Here is a 19,811-nt window from a genome sequence, read left to right as displayed (position 1 = left end):
CGCTCACAGGAAACCGCCTATTGCACTTCCTGCGCAACGTCCCAGACATGGCCCGACGGATCGGTGAAGGCGGCCGTGCGGCGCACCCCGAAAAACAGCTCGTCAGCTGCGCAGGCCAGGCGCCTCGTGACCGGTGCGCGCCACATATTCCGTATAACCGCCGCCATACTGGTGGACGCCCTCCGGCGTCAGCTCCAGCACGCGGTTGGAGAGCGCAGCCAGGAAGTGTCGGTCGTGCGAGACGAAGAGCATGGTGCCCTCATATTGCGCGAGCGCCTTGATCAGCATCTCCTTGGTGTCGAGGTCGAGATGGTTGGTCGGCTCATCCAGCACGAGCAGGTTCGGCGGATCGAAGAGCATCATCGCCATCACCAGCCGGGCCTTCTCGCCGCCGGAGAGCACCCGGCACCGTTTCTCGACATCGTCGCCGGAAAAGCCGAAACATCCGGCAAGCGCCCGCAATGGCCCCTGCCCTGCCTGCGGAAATCTGTCTTCCAGCGATTGGAACACCGTCCGCTCGCCGTCGAGGATATCCATGGCGTGCTGGGCGAAATAACCCATCTTGACGCCGGCGCCGAGCGCAACACTGCCCTGGTCAGGGGTGGTGGTGCCCGTCACCAGCTTCAACAACGTCGATTTACCGGCGCCGTTGATGCCCATAATGCACCAGCGCTCCCGCCGCCGCACCATGAAGTCGAGACCCTCATAGATGCTTCGGCTTCCGTATTTCTTATGGACATTCTTCAGGTTGACCACGTCCTCGCCGGAGCGCGGCGCGGCCTGGAACTCGAAAGCGACCGACTGGCGGCGCTTGGGTGGCTCCACCCGGTCGATCTTCTCCAGCTTCTTCACCCGGCTCTGCACCTGCGAGGCATGCGAGGCCCGCGCCTTGAACCGCTCGATGAATTTGATCTCCTTGGCGAGCATCGCCTGCTGGCGCTCGAACTGGGCCTGCTGCTGCTTCTCGTTCTGCGCCCGCTGCTGCTCGTAGAATTCATAGTCGCCGGAATAGGCCGTCAGGCCGCCGCCGTCGATCTCGATGATCTTGTTGACGATGCGGTTCATGAACTCGCGGTCGTGCGAGGTCATCAGCAACGCCCCTTCATAACCCTTCAGGAACTCTTCCAGCCAAATCAGGCTTTCGAGATCGAGATGGTTGCTCGGTTCGTCCAGCAGCATGACGTCGGGGCGCATGAGCAGGATGCGGGCAAGCGCCACACGCATCTTCCAGCCGCCCGACAGCGCTCCGACATCGCCGTCCATCATTTCCTGGCTGAAGCTCAAACCCGCAAGCACCTCGCGGGCACGGCCCTCGAGCGCATAGCCGTCCAGTTCCTCGTAACGCGCCTGCACCTCGCCGTAACGCTCGATGATCTCTTCCATGTCGCCGGCTCTTTCCGGGTCGGCCATGGCGGCCTCGAGCTCACGCAATTCGCCTGCAACGATGCTGACCGGGCCGGCACCGTTCATCACTTCGGCGACGGCGCTGTGGCCCGCCATCTCGCCGACATCCTGGTTGAAGTAGCCGATCGTCACGCCCTTCTCGCAGGAGACCTGCCCCTCATCGGGCTGCTCTTCGCCATTGATCATCCGGAAGATCGTCGTCTTGCCGGCGCCGTTCGGGCCTACCAGACCGATCTTCTCGCCTCTGTTGAGGGCGGCCGAGGCCTCGATGAAAAGGATCCGGTGGCTGAGCTGTTTGCTGATATTCTCAATACGAATCATGGTGTGCGCGGGTGTCCGGGGGAAGTTTCGGCGCCCTTATGCCACGCATGGAAACCGCAGGATAGGCCCGTTTCAACCCTCTCGATCTCCGGCTTCCGATTGGGTAACATCGTCGCCTACGCTGATTTAAGGATTTCCAGCCAATGAGCGTTCGCCTACCGCAGTCTTTCAGGCAGTCGCAGCAGGACGCCAATGGCGTCAACGCCCTCGAATATGGGCTGATGTCGGAACGCGCCAATTCGCTCGGGCGTCATGGGCTGAAGGTGGAGGCGGCGCTCGCCGCGTTAAAAGCCTGGGCCGTCGAACGCCAGAGCGCGGAGGAACGCGAGAAGCTGCTCAACGAAGCCTCCGATGCCGTCTGGGCATTTTTCGTCCAGCGCGAGAGCTGCGGGTTGCGAAACAATCGCGACGCCATCCAGCGTTACGGCATCCCAAACGAGGTGCTCGCCAGACTGGGCGCCATACGAAAATGACGTGAAGCCGTGCCCATTACGGCGAAAGGAAATTGCGATGCCAAGCTCTACACGGATCGGCAATCGGCATCTTGCCGTCGACGTCTCCTCCCTCGGCGCCGAGATGCAGGCGCTCACGAGCAGCGACGGACGCTCCTGGCTATGGACGGGCGACGCGGCCTACTGGGCCGGACGATCGCCGATCCTGTTTCCGATCGTCGGCAAGGCGGCTGATGACAAGCTGGCGATTGGCGGCGCGGTCTACCCGATGGCCCAGCATGGCGTTGCCCGGCGAAGCGAGTTTAGCCTCGCCGCGTCGACGCCGACCATGTGCCGGCACGAACTCCCAGCCTCGGCAACCACGCAGGCGGTCTATCCGTTCGACTTCCTGCTGGCCGTGGAGCATGCGGTGCAGGGACGCGCTTTGACGGTGACGGCAGAAGTAAACAACCGCGACGCAAGAGCGCTGCCCTTCGGTCTCGGCTTCCATCCGGCTTTCGCCTGGCCGCTGCCTGACGCCGCCGGACGCCCGCACATGGTCACGCTGGACAATGAGGGTGAGCCGGCGCTCGCGCGGCTGGAGGGCGGCCTTATCAACCCCGCCCCACTGCCCTCCCCATTCGATAAAGGCCGGCTGGTGCTGGATCATGCCATGTTCGAGAAGGACGCGATGATTTTCCCGAAGGGTGCCGGCGATGGGCTGCGTTACGGCGCCGAAGGCGGGCCGAGCCTGCGGTTCCAATTCGAAAATCTGCCCAACCTTGCGCTGTGGACCAAACCAGGCGCGCCCTTCATCTGCATCGAACCGTGGCATGGAACGGCGGCGGAAGCCGGAGGTTCGTCAGAGCTGTCGCAACGACCCCACACCACCATCCTGGCACCCGGGGCGACAGCACGTTTCGCCTTTACGGTCGAGATCTTGCAGGAATAAGCCGCCGCCCGAGAGACGCGCGAAGAAGACTTTCTCCGGCCACGTCGTCTCCAAGCAATCGCGGGTCGATCGTCAGTGGGCGCCCGCGCCTCGGCCAGCGCGACGATTCGACTGCGGGCAGCTCCGGATGCCCTCAGGTCGGCGGGGCGCCCAGCGCATGCAGGATACCGCGCAGTTCGGCAAGGCCGCGCATGCGGCCGATGGCAGGATAACCGGGGGTGACGACCTTGTCGAGATCGTCGAGCATGCGGTGGCCGTGGTCGGAGCGGAAGATGATGGTGTCTTCGCCACCCCGGCGCTTGTCTTCCGCCACCAATTCCCGGAGCACCGCGACCATGTCGACGTCGCCCTCGAGATGCGCGCTTTCGTGGAAGGTCCGGCCGTCGCCTTCGCGCGTCGTGGCGCGCAGATGGGCGAAATGAATGCGCGAGGCGAAGCGCCGGGCGATCGCCGGCAGGTCGTTGTCGGCACGCACGCCGAGGCTGCCGGTGCAGTAACACATGCCATTCGCCGCCGACGGCACCGCATCGAAGAGCGCGGCATAATCATCCCCCGTCGAGGCGATGCGGGGAAGACCGAACAGCGAACGCGGCGGATCATCGGGATGCAGCGTCAGCTTGACGCCGCGGGCTTCGGCAGCCGGCGTCACCGCCTCCAGGAACTCGATCAGGTGCCGGCGCAGCCGTGCGGCGTCGATACCGCTATAGGCGACCAGCTTTTCCCGGAAGGCCGGAATGGTCAGGGGCTCGGTAGTCGAACCGGGCAGAGCCGAGGTGATGATGCGGGTAATCTCGGCAATCTCCTCCTCCGACATCGCCTCGAAGACGACACGCGCCCGTTCGCGATCTTCCACTGAATATTGCTGACCCGCATCCGGCCGTTCCAGAACGAAGAGGTCGAAAGCTGCGAAGCGCTCGTGATCGAAGCGCATGGCTGTGGCGCCGGTCGGCGTCACGAAATCAAGTTCGGTGCGGGTCCAGTCGACCACAGGCATGAAATTATAGCAGACGATCGGGATGTCGCAGGCGGCGACCGCTTCGAGGCTGGCAATCCACGCCTCGATTTCCGCTTTCGCCTCGCCGCCCTTGCGCTTGACGGCGTCGGGAATCGGAATGCTTTCGACCACCGACCAGACGAGCGGCGACCGGTCGGCAGGCGTGGTCTCGATCAGCGCTTGGCGTTCGCGCACTTCCTTTTCCGTCCAAGCCCTGCCGATCGGCACCTGATGCAGCGACGAGACGATATTGGTCGCGCCCGTCTGACGGACCTCATCCAGCGTCACCGGCGCTTCCGGCCCGAACCATCTCCAACCCTGCCGCATCTTTCTTCCCTCGCTTGCTTTTCGTTTCGTGGTGATCCTGCCGTCAGCAGAAATAATCGGGGTAACGCGAGCGCAGCTCGTCGACATCGGGAATAACGGCGCTCAAATGGTGGATCATCGCTTTACGTGCAGCCGCTGCATCATGGGCGACGAGGGCGTCGCGGATGATCATATGTTCGGACACCACATTGCCCATACGCCCAAGCGCCGGCAGCGTCAGCCGCCGCGCCCGGTCGATCTGCACCTTGACAGTCTTCAGGATCCCCCAGATGCCGGGATAACCTGATATCTGCGCGATCGCCTCATGAAAGACTTCGTCCTCCTCGTGGAAGCTTGAGGCGTTGCCGACCGCGGCATGCGCGCGCTGTCGGGCAATAATGGCATCGAGGCGGGCGACATCGGCAGCGGCAGCGGTCTGAGCCGCCATCTCGGCGGTCGTGCCTTCGAGCGCTTTGCGCACGATGACCGCCTCGGGAATCGCCGAGACCGGCACCCGCGATACGACGGTGCCCGACTGCGGAAAGATATCGACCAGTCCGCCTTCGGAGAGCCTCAGCAACGCCTCGCGCACCGGCGTCCGGCTGACGCCGAATTCGTCCGCGATCCGCTTTTCCTGCAAAAGCAGACCGGGCGGCATCCGGAGCGAGACGATATCGGCATAGAGACGCTCATAGATGACGCCGGCCGTGGTGACGCGGCGCGGCCTGCGCCCGGCTTCCTGCGAGGTCGGGACGACAAGCGCGTGGGTTTCTGAAGCTTGCCTCATAGGCGGTACCGGGCCATTGATTTTGGCATACTAGTATATTAGCCACGACCCTCTGCCAAGCCACTTGGACGGAGTGGCTGCATTTTGAACAGCAGGATCTCTCGAACAGCCTTCAAGTGCTGATTGAGGGCTCAACGTGGGAACTTAGATCAGCGGAATTGGTTGAAATCCCATCAAGGAGACGCCGATGAAAAATCCGTTGCGACGCAAAAGAAATGAAATCGCGGCCGACGACACGCGACTGAAGGCTTCATCCCCAGCCGGCGCAGGCAAAGGGAAGACGCCGCGACAAACCATGCAGGAACCAGCAGATCAGAGCATCGGTTCTCAGGCAGCCACCCGTGAGGACAATATCCGGAAAAGGGCCTACTCGCTGTGGGAGAAGGAAGGAAGGCCGGAAGGCAAGCATCAGGATCACTGGACCCGCGCCGAGCACGAGCTCGATGCACGGGGCGAGACGGACCATCCTCCCAGGCTCGAGGCGCTGCGAGAGGCTTCGCGCGAACATCGCGACACCTTCCTCGTCAAAACGGATCTCGAAGACGCGGATCAACGCGAAGCCTCGCCCGGCACACGCGAGCAGGATTGAAATTGCAGCCTCGAGCAAATTTAGGACGAGCAGATTCAGGAAAGGTCCCGACATGGCTGACAAACAGGATTTGAACGCCGGCTTCACCGGCACACCCGTCGAACCGCCGGAAGGATTAGCCAAGGCCGCTCAATCGGCGGCGAGCGGAGTGAAACGCGAGGTCTATGCAGTCACCGCCGGCGCCAGAGACCACCCGCACACTGCAAGCGCTTTGTTGCTTGGCATCGGTATTGTGGCGTTCGGGTTCGGCTATCTCCTTGGTCGATCATCGGCGGAAAGCTCGGCCCGCTCATATTGGCGTTAGCTGTCCGACCTCAACGAACGAGCCGCGCGAGCGGCAAGAATGATAGAGCCGGATCGTGTGCGCGACCGCCCTCCTATACGCGGCGCAATGATAACCCTGACGGTAAGATCGCACCCAAGCGTGTTTCGTTATCGCATCAGCTTTGCTGCTGCAGGGCGTCGCGGCGCATCGACGGCAGAGGAAGAAGCATTCGGGTTTGCTGTTGCCGGAATACAATAGTGAGAAAAGCGCGGGTTGGGGTCCGCTTCCACAACTTGACAGCGGTGACATCGGTCCTTAGCGAGGCTGGATCAATGACACCTCAGGATCAGCAAAGTGAATTATTTCAGACAACTCGTGATTGCGGTACTTCATCCCGGGGACGGGTCTGGAAGCACGCTTGATCGAACTAATGGCATTGCGGTTTTTCTCTTTGCAATCCTGCCCGGACTTTCACCTAATTTCAACGGGTTCATCCTCCTCGGATCGATGCTGTCGGGCATCTACTTGCTGGCGACCGCCCGCTTTCCTCTGAACTTATCGAAATCAGACCGGGCAGTCGCCATCTGCATGACGATCTACCCGCTGGTGATGATCGCCAGCATCTTCATCAACCCGCCTTACTCCGAAGTGGCGGACTGGATATTCCGACTCCTGCCCTTCTTTTCGATTTGGCTGATATTGCCGCGAATGCGCCAATCGCCCGATGGCCGCCTCGTGCCACTGTTTATCCTCGGCGCCGGGATCGGCATGATCGTTACCTTTATCATAAGCCTGCTGCAGATCATGTTTCTGATGGAGAGAGCAGAGGCTGGGACATCGAATGCAGCGCTCCTCGGAATCATAGGCCTTCTTTTCGGGGGCGTTGCGCTTCTCAACGTTCAATCTCCCAAAAGCGTGGAGCAAAGAATTGCGATCTTGGGATATGCCGCCGGCCTCGGCTGCGTGCTGCTTTCCGGAACGCGTTCCGCCTGGCTGGCCATTCCCGTCCATCTCGTCATCTTTCTCTGGTATTTTCGCAAACACAGCTTCCATCTGAGTTTGCGCAGTCTCGCCATCACCGGCTCTTTGTTGTTTGCGGGACTTATCGCGCTGGGCAGCGGCCAGATCATCCATCGCATCGAGGCGCTGCAGGAAAATATGGCAGCGCTTGAACGCAGTGAAGGCGAGATTACCTCACTCAGCGCACGGGTCGCTTTGTACAAAGGCGCACTGTCGGCAATCAGCAAGGACCCGTTGACCGGTTACGGCCCGCAAAACAGGATGGCCTCGGTCTTGGCGGAACTGCCAGACAGCATGCGGCCATACTTGACCTTCTCGCATGTTCATAATGGCTTTCTGACAGCGGGAATTGACGCCGGCGTTGTCGGCATCGCGGCGCTTTCGCTGCTGCTCCTGACGCCCGTGATAGCCGCGTGGAAAAAGGAACCCGGTCCTGGCAGGGACCTGTCCATAGCGCTCGCTCTTCTGCTCACCAGCAGCTACGTAGTTACCGGCAGCGTCGGCATCATGTTCAATCAGAAGGCACTGGATCCGATCTTCGCCTATATGGTCGCCCTGATTTGCTTGGATCGGGGCAGCACAGGCTTCGCGCCGGTCGTGCGAAGCTGAATTCCCGCGCTCAATGCTTGCGAGTTGTCGTCGTCAGGCTGCCGGAACGGTTTCGGCGCCGGTGAAGGCGAGATCCGAAACCTCACCGGTTGAGGAATAGCCGGAAACAAGCTCTGCCAAGGTCGCGCGTGCCGCGACCATATCGTTTCGATCCAATGCCGCGTTGAGTAGGCTGAGCTTCTTGGAAAGCTCCGGCCAGAGCAGGAAATCCTCGCGTGCCTTCATAATCCGGGGATGTTCGGTTGTCTCAGGGTTATCCCCGATCAACAGTTCTTCATAAAGCTTCTCGCCGGGCCTAAGGCCGGTCACGGAAAGCTCGATGTCCCCTTCGGGATTATCCTCGTCGCGCACGGTCAATCCCGAAAGCTCGACCATCTTGCGGGCGAGGTCTGCGATGCGGACGGGCTCGCCCATGTCGAGCAGGAAAACATCCCCGCCCTCGGCCATGGCGCCCGCCTGAATGACCAGTTGCGAGGCCTCCGAAATGGTCATGAAGTAGCGGGTTATTTTCGGGTGCGTCAGGGTAACCGGCCCGCCTTCCTTGATCTGCTGCCGGAACAGCGGCACAACGGATCCGGAGGAACCGAGCACGTTTCCGAAGCGGACCATGGAGAAATTCGTGCGCGCGCTGTCAACGGCCGGTTCTGCGGCAAGCGCTTGCAGAACCATCTCCGCCAGCCTCTTGCTGGCGCCCATCACATTCGTCGGACGCACGGCTTTGTCGGTGCTGATCAGCACAAAATTCAAGACGCCGCATTTGTTCGCCGCGCGTGCGGTGATCAGCGTCCCCATGACGTTGTTCTTGATGCCCTCCACGGCATTATGTTCGACGAGAGGCACATGCTTGTAAGCGGCGGCATGATAGAGCGTCTGAGGCCGCCAGCTCTGCATAATATGTTCCATGCGGTCATGGTCGCGGACGGAACAAAGGATCGGAACGATCTGCAGGCTTTCCTGCTGGTACAGTTCGGCCAACTTTAGCAATTCGGCGTGAATATTATAAAGCGAAAACTCGTTCTGATCGATGAGGATGAGGATCGAAGGCGCATTGCGCAGAATCTGGCGACAGAGTTCACCGCCGATGGAACCGCCGGCGCCTGTCACCATCACCACCTTTTTGCGCATTGCCTTGTCGAGCAATTCCTGCCGCGGCGCCACCGCCTCCCTGCCCAGCAGGTCTTCGATCTCCAGCTCACGAATGTCGGAAACCGCGATACGGCCCTGAGCAAGCGCCGTGAGATCCGGCAATGTCCGAACATTCACCCTGGCTTTGCGGATGTGCTCGAGGATTTCATTGCGCCGCTGCCGCGATGCGGATGGAAGAGCAAGAAGCACGTTGTGCACGCCAAGAGCTTCGGCGAGCACCGGCAGATCGGACGGGTCGTAGATCGGCAAGCCGCCCATGATGCCGCCCTTAAGACGCGGATCATCATCGAGGTAGCCGACGACATTGAGTTCGGCGCTGTTCGTCAGAGCACCGGCGAGTTGTCGGCCGGCATTCCCTGCCCCGTAGATCAGCACCTTGGCGAGCGTATTCTGGTGCAGGATACGCTGATAGGTATCGCCGAGCCAATAGCGGATACTCAGTCGCGACAGTCCGATCGCAATCAGCAGCAGGAAGGGCTGGAGAATACCGACGGTTCTCGGAACGCCCGGGACGCTGAGTGCCGTAAATATCGTCATGAAGGCGACGCCGTAGATCGCAATCGCCTTTAGAACCGCGATGAAAGCGGCCATGTTGGCATAACGAAAGATCGCCCGATACATGCCCATGACGATGAAGATCGGAAGGGCCATGCACAAGGAAACGAAGACCGGCAGCCACTGCACGCCGGTCAGCACCGTCCATTCGTTCAAGCGGAAGCAATAGGCCAGCCAGATCGTCAGGACGCAAAGACTGGAATCCACCAGCAAGGCGAGCGCGCGTTTGGCGGCACGTGGCATCGCCAGCAGAGGGGCGACGAGCGCCTGCATCGGCACCAAGAACCATGCTGAGCGTGGCGTCTCAGTGGGGGTATTTTCAGGCATTGCTTCCCAGCGTCTCGTAGATCAATCAGACAATCACCTTCTTGTCATTTTCTACAACGAGCGCAACTGAAATAATCGGAAATCAAGGCCTTCCGCACCGCTTATCTATCGGAAGTTGGTACCTTAATGCCTTATTCCCTTGCGTCCGATCACCTTGCCGGCAGTCAGAAACAGAATGCGCATATCGAAACCGAGTGAGCGCCGCTGAAGATATTCGACGTCGAATTTCACCTTCTCCGGAATCGGCAACTCGTCACGGCCGTTGATCTGCGCCCAACCGGTCAATCCGGGCAGGAGTTTATCGACGCCGCGGGCGGTCCGCAATTCGATCAGATCATACTGATTGTAGAGCGCCGGCCGAGGCCCGACAAAACTCATTTTGCCCTTCAGAATGCACCAGAGCTGCGGCAATTCGTCGAGGCTCGATTTGCGCAGAAACGAACCGATGGGCGTCAGAAACCGATCGGGATTCTCGAGAAGATGTGTGGCAACCGTCGGCGTATCGACGCGCATGCTGCGAAATTTCGGCATCAGGAAAATCTGATTGAAGCGGCCGACACGTTTTGACCAGTAGAGGATTGGCCCCGTCGAGGTCAGCCGGACACAGAGAGCGACGACTATGATAGGAACCAGCAGGATGGCCGACGCGACCACAGCCAGAAGAAAATCGACCGCCCGTTTCAAACCCATGCTCCGCACTTGTTCCCTCGCCTCATGGGATTTCGCCATACGCCCCACCGCGCCGTATCGTCAAAAAGGCGTTTCGCGTCAACTCCAGTAGCCGCCGTTCCTCAATGGAACGCCCGGCCGCTCATCGGCCAGTTCCGCTCCCCGCCCCGCCAACTGGAAATATCTAACCTCATGATCCAAAAGGAAGAAGGCGCCAATGAGAAACTATCTCCCTCTTTAGTTCCGTCACACATCGTTAACCATAAATTCGCGCAGCAAAGGCCGCCAGGAATCTCATCCCGCTCTGCCTCTCACCGGCACATTGGTGCGGGCAAGGGCCATTAACATCGGGCCGATGGCAAACTCTCCTCTTTCGGCACGCCGCGTCAAGTCGCGAAGATAGCCGCCGGCGGAGTTGATGTGCCCTGCCCTTTCGAGGACGCAAGCCATGACGGTGGCGGCATTTTCCGGCCCCATGATCTCACAGGCCTGTTCGTAGGCCGACGGGCTGACACCGAGCATTGAACGAACGACCACAGCCGCTGCCATCAGATCGCGCCAGGAGCCAATCGAGCCCTGCGGTCCGTAGGCCGCGACCTCGGGGCAGGCCTGCAGCACCAGGCCCAGCGGAAAGGATTTGAGCGCGCCGCTGCCAGCGGAGGCAGATCTGGCCTCCCGGACATGGCCGTTCGCCTCTTCCTCTTTCTGCATTCGCGCTGCCGGCTCGGCCCGACCTGCCGATCCATCCTGCGCCGTCGCGCCCTGCTTCGTTTCGAAGCTTGGTTCAAGTTCAATAGTTGATTGTGGGTTTGAATTCTGTATGTGCCGCTCATAATGTGGGGCATTGCCGCTATGATTTCGTGTTTTTTCCTGAATTTCTAACTGATTGGTGATTTCGTCGCGCAACAGTTCCAATTCGTCGAGGGTCGCGGCAATCTCGGCAGCGGATGGCGAGCGTGGCAGTCGCTCGACGATATCGCGGAAATGCAGATGGATACGACCCCAGTCGCCGGCGACCCCCTCTTCGAGCGCCATTTCGATGAGCTTGGCAACGTCGCGCCGGCATAGCGTCAGGCGCTCTCTGAGCCGCTGCAGATGCAATCGTTCGGCCGCCACCTCCGCCGCCAGGCGCTCGATCTCGTCTGCGCGCGCGAGCAGCGGCGCCAACGAGAAACCGAATGCCTCGCGGATGTCCCCGCCCTGCTCCTTGCGGGCATAACGCTTGCCGTTCGGGCTGTCCTTGCGGATCAGCAGCCCAGCCTCGACCAGGCACGCCAGGTGACGGCGGATCGTCTGCTCCGCCATTCCATGCGCGCGCAGGGAGAGTTGGGCATTGGACGGGAATACGACCAGCCCATTTTCCTCGGAGAGCTCTCCCTTGGGATAAAAGCTCAGCAGCGCGTTGAGGATGGCAAGCGCCCGGTCGGTGATGCCGAGCAGCGGCTTGGCCTCACACAGGGCGCGGTAGAGCTTCCACTTGTCTATCGATCGACCGGGCTCGATTTTTCGAGCCGCCGTCTGGCTTGCCAACATGCCAAACGTCATCGGCCGCCGCCCGAAGGGCGTCGTCACACTTCCGCTTTCCATTTTCTTCGCCTTCTTCAAGGCAAAAGATCGCGGCTCACCAAATTCGGTGCCAAAGACTCTTGACTATGATTCGCGGAAATGTGATTCTCTGGGTGTCTAGATCAGAGAGGGCTTCCGCGACGGCAACGTTCGGGGGCCTTTTCTTTTGCTTATTGATCTCCGTTCTTCGTTGAATCCTGTGTCTTCTCGAACGCCTCGTAGAGGCGATCCAGATTGCTGGCGATGTAGGCTCCAAAGGCAGATGCCTTTTCCGCCTTCAGCGCGATGGTGAACTGCCGTCCATCATCCTTGATCTTCGCCTTGACGGCTCCGTCCTGGCGCTGCCAAGCGCGAGCCACGGGCTGAAGCGCGGCGGTGGACGAGGCTTGATGCTTCCTGCTGATGAACGCAACGAGCATGTCGAAGCGGGCGTCCGGCTCAGCCGTCTCGAACTCTACCGACCTGGTAAACTCGATTGCCCGGGCGGCGATGTTTTCGGTCTCGAATTTCACCGAAAGATCATGCCAGCGGTCGCGGCCGGTGGTCTTGGCCGCGCCGATCGCAGCCAGGACTTCGGCTGGAATGCGCTTGGTGACGGACAGCATCTTGGAAACTGTGGTCTTGTCGGCGCTGAGGGCCGACATGATCGTTTCCCTGTCGAAGCCCAGCGTGTCGAGCCTGTCGGCAAACATCGTCCTCTCGATGAAGGACAAATCGGCGCGCGCCGAATTCTCCTGTCCCTGAGCGATGACGTGGTCGCGATCGTCGAGCTTCTTGACCACCGCGCGGACGGGCCGTCCGAGCTCTTTTGCAGCGCGGGCGCGGCGATGCCCGAAGGCGATCTGATAGCGGCCATCTTTCTCGGGATGCGGGCGCACGAGGATCGGCGAATCCTGGCCGCGCAGGCGAATCGCCTCGACCAACTCGCGGAACTGCTCGTCGGTGTGCACCAACCGATCCGTCACGAAGGAATCTTCGATCAGCGTTGGATCGAGATCGACCACCGTCTCGCCGCTCGCCAATTGCTCCTCGATCGCCCTGGCTGCATCAGCCTTCGCAGCCAGCGCGTCAATGCTGCGCGTGACAGCCCCGAGAGCGCCGATCCCTTTATAGGTGATGTGCTGTTTCTCATCGCGATGGGTCGGCTCATCCTCATTGTTTACCGCAGTAAACTTCTTGGAATCGTCCATCAGGCCGGAGAGGAGATTTTTACGCGCCATCAGCCATCCCCCCGCTCCGGTTTACCGCAGTAAACATCCTGGTCATTTCCGCCCCCACGCTTTGTGGATCAGATCGACAATTTCGGTGTTGACCGCATCCATTGCCTCCATGGCGCGGTCATAGGTCGCCCGGGTAAACTGACTCCGCTCGACCTCATAAAGCGTCTGGTTGGTCATCGCCGCATCTGAAATCGCCACGCTGCGCAGCATTGGATTGGTGAGCACGTGGTTTTTGAACATCGACCGCATGAAGGCGACCATCTGTGTCTGCGGCCCGTCCTGCGGATCGTAGCGGGTCACGAGATAACGCAGCCAGTCGAGGTTCATGTTGCCGCCGGCGCCCTTCAGCGTGTTCAGCACTTCACCGAGCATCTGCAGGAACTGGCACATCGACATGACATCGAGCATCTGCGGATGAACGGTAATCAGGACCGCCGTCGCGCCGCAAATGGCGCTCATGGTCAAAAAGCCGAGCTGGGGAGGGCAGTCGATGATGACGACGTCGTAGTCGTCGGCGACCGAAGAAAGCGCCTCGTCCAGCCGGGCGAAGAACACGCGTCCGTAGTCGCCCGCTTTACCCTGGGCGAGGACCCGCGGCGTATCGTGCTCGAATTCCATCAGTTCGAGGTTGCCCGGCACCAAATGAAGGTTCGGGAAGTTGGTTGGCCGGATCACCTCCCGCAGCGGCCTCCGCCGGTCGTCGTAGCGAATGGCGGCGTAGAGCGTCTCGTTCTCGTTGACGTCGAACTCCGGCTGAAAGCCGTGGATGGCCGAGAGAGACGCCTGCGGGTCGAGATCGACGGCAAGGACGCGGTGACCCGTCAAGGCAAGGTGCTGGGCAAGATGCGCCGCACTTGTCGTCTTGCCGCTGCCGCCCTTGAAGTTGACGACGGCGACGACCTGCAGATGTTCGTGGCCGCGGCGATGGCGCACATAATGTGTTCCGGCGCGCGCATTGTGCTCGAGGAAGGCGCGCATCTCTTCCATCTGTTCCGCCGTGTAGGACCGACGGCCCGACGGCGTAACCTGGGGGAGGGCGCCCTTGCCCTCCAGCGACAGATTGCGAAGATAGCCGCTGGTCACGCCGAGAAACCGCGCCACTTCGGCAAGCTGAAATTCCCGGAGCCCCTTCAGAGCGCGCGGCGGAAACATTTCGAGCCGATGCTGCTTCAGTTTGTCGGATAGTTCCTGCGCCTGACCGATGATCAGCTGGTCGACATCGGAAATTGCTTTTTCTATCTGCGGTGCCATATTCATGGAAATCTCGAAAATGCGATTTAAAAGCTCTACGTGCTTTGAAAGCGCATTTAGCGCCGATTCTGGAGGAGTGGCAAGGCAAATAGGGTTAACAAGACCCTATCAAGAGGTTGTCCAATCTTTTTCAAGCACTTGCCCAGGCGCGCGTGTCGCTGGCGGGTGCGGCAATCGCGCATTTACAGGGCGAATCGGACGAGACCAAGCTGCGACAACGGCATTGTACCGAAATCGCAATGAAATGACTGGGATCTGAACTCACACCAGAATTGCCGGTCTGTCCGGTTACTCTCCGAGCGGACGGGAGCTATCTGCGACGGAGGCCGCCACGGTCAGACCACGGCTTTCCACCTGCCCCATCGCCGTGACCAGTGCGATGATCGATTTACGGATTTCGGGATCGGCGATCTTCAGAAAGGCGCGATTGAGCACCAGCCCCTCTTTGGTTCGCAGGAATTCGGTAACCGGATCGGCATGGTCCGGTCCATCCAGCCCCCGCACCGTCAACGGCTGGGAGTCGCCCTGCTCGAAAAAGAAGCTCGGTGAGGTGTGAAGCACTTCGGCGATGCGCTGCAAACGACTCGCGCCGATGCGGTTGATGCCCTTTTCGTATTTTTGAACCTGCTGAAAGGTCACGCCGATCTGATCGGCAAGCCGTTCCTGGCTCATTCCGAGCAGTTGCCGGCGCGTTCTGATGCGCGCTCCGACATAGCTGTCTATGGCATTCGGTGTCTTGACATTCATCGCGTATTGTCAGCCTCGATCGCATTTCAATCGCCGCAGCTGTAGTGCCCCCCTGAGCGGTTTTCCATGGTTGTTTTCATATAGCATACCACATATGCGACGATCCCGGCTGACTGTGGTATGAAAACCCCCATCGGAAAGAGGGGATGACTGCGCAAGAACCCGCTCGACTGAAGGAAAATCGAACAAAAGCCGTACCGATCCTGGAGAAACCGGGCTGGCGATTGCTGCCAGGCGTGGGTTAAATGCTTCTCAGCGAACGTCGCGCGACAGTCTTGCCAGCCCCGATCGCCGCAAATCCATCGAAAAAGACGCAGCACGGCACCGACCGTACCTGTTCAGGAGAGATATTGATGGCAACCGTTGCTGAAGGCGCGCCCCGTTTCGAAAAAACGACGATGTCTATTCTGATGGCGGTCAGCTTCTGCCATATGCTGAACGACATCATGCAGTCGCTGCTCGCCTCACTCTATCCGCTGTTCAAGGCGAATTACGACCTGGACTTCGTGCAGATCGGCCTTCTTACCATGACATTTCAGGTCACCGCGTCTCTGCTGCAGCCGGCGGTCGGCATCGTCACCGATCGCTGGCCGATGCCCTATTCCCTGCCGGTCGGCATGGCTAGCACCTTTTGCGGCCTTATTCTGCTCGGCAACGCCGGCAGTTTCACACTGCTGCTGGTGGCAGCAAGCCTGATCGGCTTCGGTTCGGCGGTCTTCCATCCGGAATCCTCGCGTGTCGCCCGTCTTGCCTCCGGCGGTCGCCACGGTTTTGCGCAGTCCTTTTTCCAGGTCGGTGGCAATGCCGGCCAGGCGATCGGTCCGCTGCTCGCCGCCTTCATCGTGCTGCCCCTCGGCCAGCACAGCGTCTCCTGGTTTGCCGTCATCGCCATGGTCGGCATGATCGTGCTGAGCTGGGTGGGCAACTGGTACATGAGCCATCGGCGCCAGAACGCCAGCAGACCTGCTGTCAGTCGAACCCTGCCGCTGCCGCAGAACAGGGTCGTCTGGGCGCTGCTGATCCTCGTGCTGCTGACGGCAACGAAGAATGTCTATATGGCAAGCGTCTCCAGCTACTTCACCTTCTATGTCATCGACAAGTTCGAACTCAGCGTGCAGCAGGCGCAGCTGATGCTCTTCCTGTTCCTCGGCTCGGTTGCCGTCGGCACTTTCCTCGGTGGACCGATCGGCGATCGCTTCGGTGCCCGTTTCGTCATCTGGTTTTCGATCCTCGGCGTAATCCCCTTCGCATTGCTGCTGCCCTATGCGAATCTTCTCTGGACGGGGGTGCTCAGCGTCATCATCGGCCTGATCTTCGCTTCGGCGTTTTCGGCGATCGTCGTCTTTGCTCAGGAGCTCGTGCCCGGCCGCGTCGGCCTGATCGCCGGCGTCTTCTTCGGCTTCGCGTTCGGGGCAGGGGGGCTTGGTGCGGCGCTGCTCGGTGATTTTGCCGATACGCACGGCATCGACTTCGTCTACCGCATCTGCTCCTACCTGCCGTTGCTCGGCCTGCTGACGATCCTCCTGCCGCGCATCCCGAAGCAGAAGCCGGCCTGAGGCCATATGGTCCGCAACCAAAGATTTCCTCCGCATTTGGATGGGGAGGATTGGCATGGCTTTACCCTGATGTCGCCCACACTTGGACAGGCGCTACGCCATCACGATCTCGGCGAGCGCGCCTCTCAAGCGCCACCTTCATTCTTTAGGACATGCTTAAGGGCCGCAATTAATCCATAAATTTGATAGAAATTTATCCTGCCGATATCGAAGGCGGGGCAAGAGTTTTTCAGGCTCTTCCTTCACATCAGACGTTCGTGCTTCGCCCCCGATCCGCGCATTTGCCATGCTCAGCCTGATCGGGGCGTTCGGCCTCATTCATTCAGACGGGATATACTATGACCAAGAACAAAAACCTTCACGGCTTACAGTTTTCGCGCCGGGCGGCTCTTGCTGCCGTCGCCGTCTCTGCTGCCGCACTTTTTGCCTTTGCAGTTCCCACTCCCTCCCTTGCCGAGGACAAGTCGATCAAAGTCGGCATCATGGCCGGCGAAGAGGAGGACATCTGGCGTGTCGTCACGAGTGAGGCGGCCAAGAAAGGCCTCAAGATCGAGACCGTCGTCTTCAACGACTACACGCAGCCAAACGAAGCGCTGGAGCAGGGCGAGATCGACGCCAACGCCTTCCAGCATCAGCCCTATCTCGATAACCAGATCCAGCAGCACGGCTATCATATCGTCCGCGCGGGCTATACCGGGGTCTGGCCGATCGGCCTCTACAGCAAGAAATACAAATCCGTCGCCGAGATCCCGGAAGGGGCGGTCATCGGCGTCCCGAACGATCCCTCGAATGAAGGGCGGGCTTTGCGCGTTCTACAGAGCGAAGGCCTCATCAAGCTGAAGGATGGCACGGGCATTCTCGCCACCGTGGCCGACGTCAGCGACAATCCGAAGAAGATCGAGATCAAGGAACTCGATGCCGGCATCGTCGGCCGTTCGATCGATGATCTCGATGCCGGCGTTGTCAATACCGATTGGGCTTTGAAGAGCGGCCTTTCTCCTGCCGAACGCATCGCGCAGGAGCCGGTCGCCGATAATCCGTACCGCAATTTCATCGCCGTCAAGGCCGAGAACAAGGATGCGGACTGGGTCAAGACGCTTGTGTCGTCTTATCAGAACGACACCGTCAAGGCCGAATTTGACAAGGTCTATAAGGGGACGGGTCTCAGCGCCTATTGATCCGAAACTCGGCCGGGGTTAAGGCCTGCCGAAAGGCGGTCCGGGCGTTTCATGCCAGGACCGCCTTTGGTATTTCTAAGGAAAAGCAGATGAATTCCTTTGTTTCCGCCACGACAATCGAGCCGCAGCCGCAAGCAGCAACGGCCGAAGAAGTGGTGAGACTTGTCGACGTGAAGCGTCGGTTCGGAGCCACGGCCGCGCTCGACGGCATTTCGCTGCAGGTGAAGAAGGGCGAAGTCCTCGGCATCATCGGCCGCAGCGGCGCCGGCAAATCGACCTTGATCCGCTGCCTGAACGGCCTAGAGCGCGCCGACAGCGGCGAGATCCGTATCGAAGGCCGCGATATCACCGGACTTCAAGAACGGGAACTGCAGCCGCTGCGCCGCCGCATCGGCATGATCTTCCAGCACTTCAACCTGCTTTCGGCCAAGACGGTCGAAGACAACGTCGCGCTGCCGCTGAAGATCGAGGGCGTTGCCAGGGCCGAGCGCCTGAAGCGGGCGCGTGAGTTGCTTGAGCTCGTCGGGCTTGCCGACAAAGCGAAGGCCTATCCCGCCTCGCTCTCCGGCGGCCAGAAACAACGCGTCGGCATCGCCCGCGCACTCGCGGCGCGTCCGGCGCTGCTGTTGTCCGACGAGGCAACGTCGGCGCTTGATCCCGAGACGACCCGGTCGATCCTGTCCTTACTCAAAGATATCAACCGCAAACTCGGCCTGACCATTCTGCTGATCACGCATGAGATGGAAGTGGTGCGCGGCATTGCCGATCGCGTCGCGGTCATCGATGCCGGGCGGATCGTCGAGGAGGGCCAGGTCTGGTCGGTCTTCGCCAATCCGCAAGAAGGGATCACAAGGAGCCTGCTCGGCGGCATCCGCCCGCAGCTTCCCGATCATATAGCCGGGCGGCTATCGGCGACATCCGGCAGTGAGGCGATCCTCAGTGTCGATCTGGCCGGGCCCGAAGCGCAAGGCGCGCTGTTTGCCGAGCTTTCGGCGGCGCTGCCGCATTCCTTCCGTCTGGTCCATGGCGGCATCGACCATATCCAGAACCAGCCGGTTGCGCGGTTCTTCATCGCCGTTCCCATGCGCGACCCCGCGCTTGCCGGGAAGGTCGAACAATTTCTGACGGCCCGGTCCGCCCGGGTGGAGGTGCTTGGTTATGACGCCGATCATGTTTGAACTGCTGATCCGCTCGCTTTGGGAGACCGTCCTGATGACCGTCGCCTCCGGCGTGATCTCCCTCGTCGCCGGTCTGCCGCTCGGCCTTGCCCTTGTCGTCACCGCACGCGGCGGCATCGCTGAAAATCTCTGGATCAATCGCGTGCTCGGCGCTGTTATCAACGGTTTCCGCTCGGTGCCCTTCATCATTCTGCTGGTGGCCCTGATTCCGCTGACACGGCTGATCGTCGGCACCGCGCTTGGCACATGGGCGGCCATCGTGCCGCTCGCCATCGCCGCGACGCCTTATTACGCCCGTATCGCCGAAGTGTCGCTGCGCGAGGTCGACCGCGGGCTGATCGATGCCGTGCGCGCCATAGGCGGCAATCGCTGGACGATCATCCGCGAAGTGCTAGTGCCCGAAGCGCTGCCCGGCATCGTCGCCGGCTTCACCGTCACATTGGTGACACTGATCGGCGCCTCGGCGATGGCGGGCGCAATCGGCGCCGGCGGCCTCGGCGATCTCGCCATCCGCTACGGCTACCAGCGCTTCGAAACCAATGTGATGATCGCGGTCGTCGCCGTCCTCATCGTCCTCGTCTGCGGCATCCAGTGGCTCGGCGACAGGCTAGTCGCCAGGCTGGATCACAAATAGGTCAGTGCCGCAACCCGGTGGCGGAATGAGTGGCAGGCGATCGATGCTTTGCTGCGCTAATTCTCCTAAGGCTGTATCGCATCAAGCGCCTGTGAAATGATAAGGT

The 19,811-nt window shown here is 60.6% G+C and carries 18 protein-coding genes; 9 read left to right on the top strand and 9 right to left on the bottom strand.

Annotated elements, in window-relative coordinates:
* Positions 1–102: 102 nt before the first annotated feature.
* A complete protein-coding gene (locus C4N04_RS20820; RefSeq protein ID WP_106796907.1) occupies positions 103–1,725 on the bottom strand; it encodes an ABC-F family ATP-binding cassette domain-containing protein in 1,623 nt (540 codons plus the stop codon).
* Between the two features lie 143 nt (positions 1,726–1,868).
* On the opposite strand from C4N04_RS20820, the gene C4N04_RS20815 reads away from it, so the two are divergent.
* Complete coding sequence (locus C4N04_RS20815; RefSeq protein ID WP_106796906.1) at positions 1,869–2,198, top strand: DUF6665 family protein; 330 nt, start codon at positions 1,869–1,871, stop codon at positions 2,196–2,198.
* Positions 2,199–2,235: 37 nt separating this feature from the next.
* Positions 2,236–3,108 (top strand): aldose 1-epimerase family protein, encoded by an 873-nt coding sequence (locus C4N04_RS20810; protein WP_106796905.1) that lies wholly within the window; start codon positions 2,236–2,238, stop codon positions 3,106–3,108.
* A 133-nt stretch (positions 3,109–3,241) separates the two neighbouring features.
* Here the strand turns inward: C4N04_RS20810 and uxuA are convergent, their stop codons facing one another.
* Positions 3,242–4,429 carry a mannonate dehydratase gene (gene uxuA / locus C4N04_RS20805; RefSeq protein WP_106796904.1) on the bottom strand — a complete coding sequence of 396 codons (1,188 nt, stop codon included), beginning with the start codon at positions 4,427–4,429 and terminating at the stop codon, positions 3,242–3,244.
* A 43-nt stretch (positions 4,430–4,472) separates the two neighbouring features.
* Entirely contained in the window at positions 4,473–5,195 is a 723-nt protein-coding gene (locus C4N04_RS20800; protein WP_106796903.1) for a GntR family transcriptional regulator, read from the bottom strand.
* A gap of 187 nt (positions 5,196–5,382) precedes the next feature.
* Here C4N04_RS20800 and C4N04_RS20795 point away from each other — a divergent pair, with 187 nt between their 5' ends.
* The 3 genes from C4N04_RS20795 to C4N04_RS20785 all read left to right on the top strand — a co-directional run bounded on the left by C4N04_RS20795 (position 5,383) and on the right by C4N04_RS20785 (position 7,678).
* A complete protein-coding gene (locus C4N04_RS20795; RefSeq protein ID WP_096763266.1) occupies positions 5,383–5,784 on the top strand; it encodes a DUF2934 domain-containing protein in 402 nt (133 codons plus the stop codon).
* 52 nt (positions 5,785–5,836) lie between these two features.
* Positions 5,837–6,088, top strand: a complete 252-nt coding sequence (locus C4N04_RS20790; RefSeq protein WP_009986472.1) for a hypothetical protein — start codon at positions 5,837–5,839, stop codon at positions 6,086–6,088.
* 315 nt (positions 6,089–6,403) lie between these two features.
* Entirely contained in the window at positions 6,404–7,678 is a 1,275-nt protein-coding gene (locus tag C4N04_RS20785) for an O-antigen ligase family protein (RefSeq protein ID WP_106796902.1), read from the top strand.
* 33 nt (positions 7,679–7,711) lie between these two features.
* Here C4N04_RS20785 and C4N04_RS20780 read toward each other — a convergent pair whose 3' ends face one another.
* The 6 genes from C4N04_RS20780 to C4N04_RS20755 all read right to left on the bottom strand — a co-directional run bounded on the left by C4N04_RS20780 (position 7,712) and on the right by C4N04_RS20755 (position 15,159).
* A complete protein-coding gene (locus C4N04_RS20780) occupies positions 7,712–9,706 on the bottom strand; it encodes a nucleoside-diphosphate sugar epimerase/dehydratase (RefSeq protein WP_106796901.1) in 1,995 nt (664 codons plus the stop codon).
* Positions 9,707–9,829: 123 nt separating this feature from the next.
* Positions 9,830–10,396, bottom strand: coding sequence for a sugar transferase (locus C4N04_RS20775; protein ID WP_096763263.1), 567 nt, complete (start codon positions 10,394–10,396; stop codon positions 9,830–9,832).
* Between the two features lie 273 nt (positions 10,397–10,669).
* Complete coding sequence (gene repC / locus C4N04_RS20770) at positions 10,670–11,962, bottom strand: plasmid replication protein RepC (RefSeq protein WP_106796900.1); 1,293 nt, start codon at positions 11,960–11,962, stop codon at positions 10,670–10,672.
* 149 nt (positions 11,963–12,111) lie between these two features.
* Complete coding sequence (repB, locus tag C4N04_RS20765; protein ID WP_096763261.1) at positions 12,112–13,161, bottom strand: plasmid partitioning protein RepB; 1,050 nt, start codon at positions 13,159–13,161, stop codon at positions 12,112–12,114.
* A 42-nt stretch (positions 13,162–13,203) separates the two neighbouring features.
* Positions 13,204–14,418: a plasmid partitioning protein RepA gene (gene repA, locus C4N04_RS20760; RefSeq protein WP_096763260.1), complete on the bottom strand. Its 1,215-nt coding sequence runs from the start codon at positions 14,416–14,418 to the stop codon at positions 13,204–13,206.
* Positions 14,419–14,700: 282 nt separating this feature from the next.
* Entirely contained in the window at positions 14,701–15,159 is a 459-nt protein-coding gene (locus C4N04_RS20755) for a helix-turn-helix transcriptional regulator (RefSeq protein WP_096763259.1), read from the bottom strand.
* Between the two features lie 353 nt (positions 15,160–15,512).
* Here C4N04_RS20755 and C4N04_RS20750 point away from each other — a divergent pair, with 353 nt between their 5' ends.
* The 4 genes from C4N04_RS20750 (at position 15,513) to C4N04_RS20735 (ending at position 19,705) form a co-directional block, all read left to right on the top strand.
* On the top strand, positions 15,513–16,715 hold the full coding sequence (locus C4N04_RS20750) for an MFS transporter (protein WP_096763258.1): 1,203 nt from the start codon (positions 15,513–15,515) through the stop codon (positions 16,713–16,715).
* Between the two features lie 338 nt (positions 16,716–17,053).
* Complete coding sequence (locus tag C4N04_RS20745; protein WP_040112984.1) at positions 17,054–17,893, top strand: MetQ/NlpA family lipoprotein; 840 nt, start codon at positions 17,054–17,056, stop codon at positions 17,891–17,893.
* An 89-nt stretch (positions 17,894–17,982) separates the two neighbouring features.
* On the top strand, positions 17,983–19,071 hold the full coding sequence (locus C4N04_RS20740) for a methionine ABC transporter ATP-binding protein (protein ID WP_106796899.1): 1,089 nt from the start codon (positions 17,983–17,985) through the stop codon (positions 19,069–19,071).
* Complete coding sequence (locus C4N04_RS20735) at positions 19,052–19,705, top strand: methionine ABC transporter permease (protein ID WP_096763256.1); 654 nt, start codon at positions 19,052–19,054, stop codon at positions 19,703–19,705. Before C4N04_RS20740 ends, C4N04_RS20735 begins: the two co-directional genes overlap by 20 nt.
* The last annotated feature ends 106 nt before the right edge of the window (positions 19,706–19,811 follow it).

Source organism: Rhizobium sp. H4 (assembly GCF_003013335.1).
Lineage (GTDB): Bacteria > Pseudomonadota > Alphaproteobacteria > Rhizobiales > Rhizobiaceae > Rhizobium > Rhizobium sophoriradicis.
The sequence above is the reverse complement of the archived record's forward strand: the minus strand, read 5'-3'. Positions and strand labels throughout refer to the sequence as shown.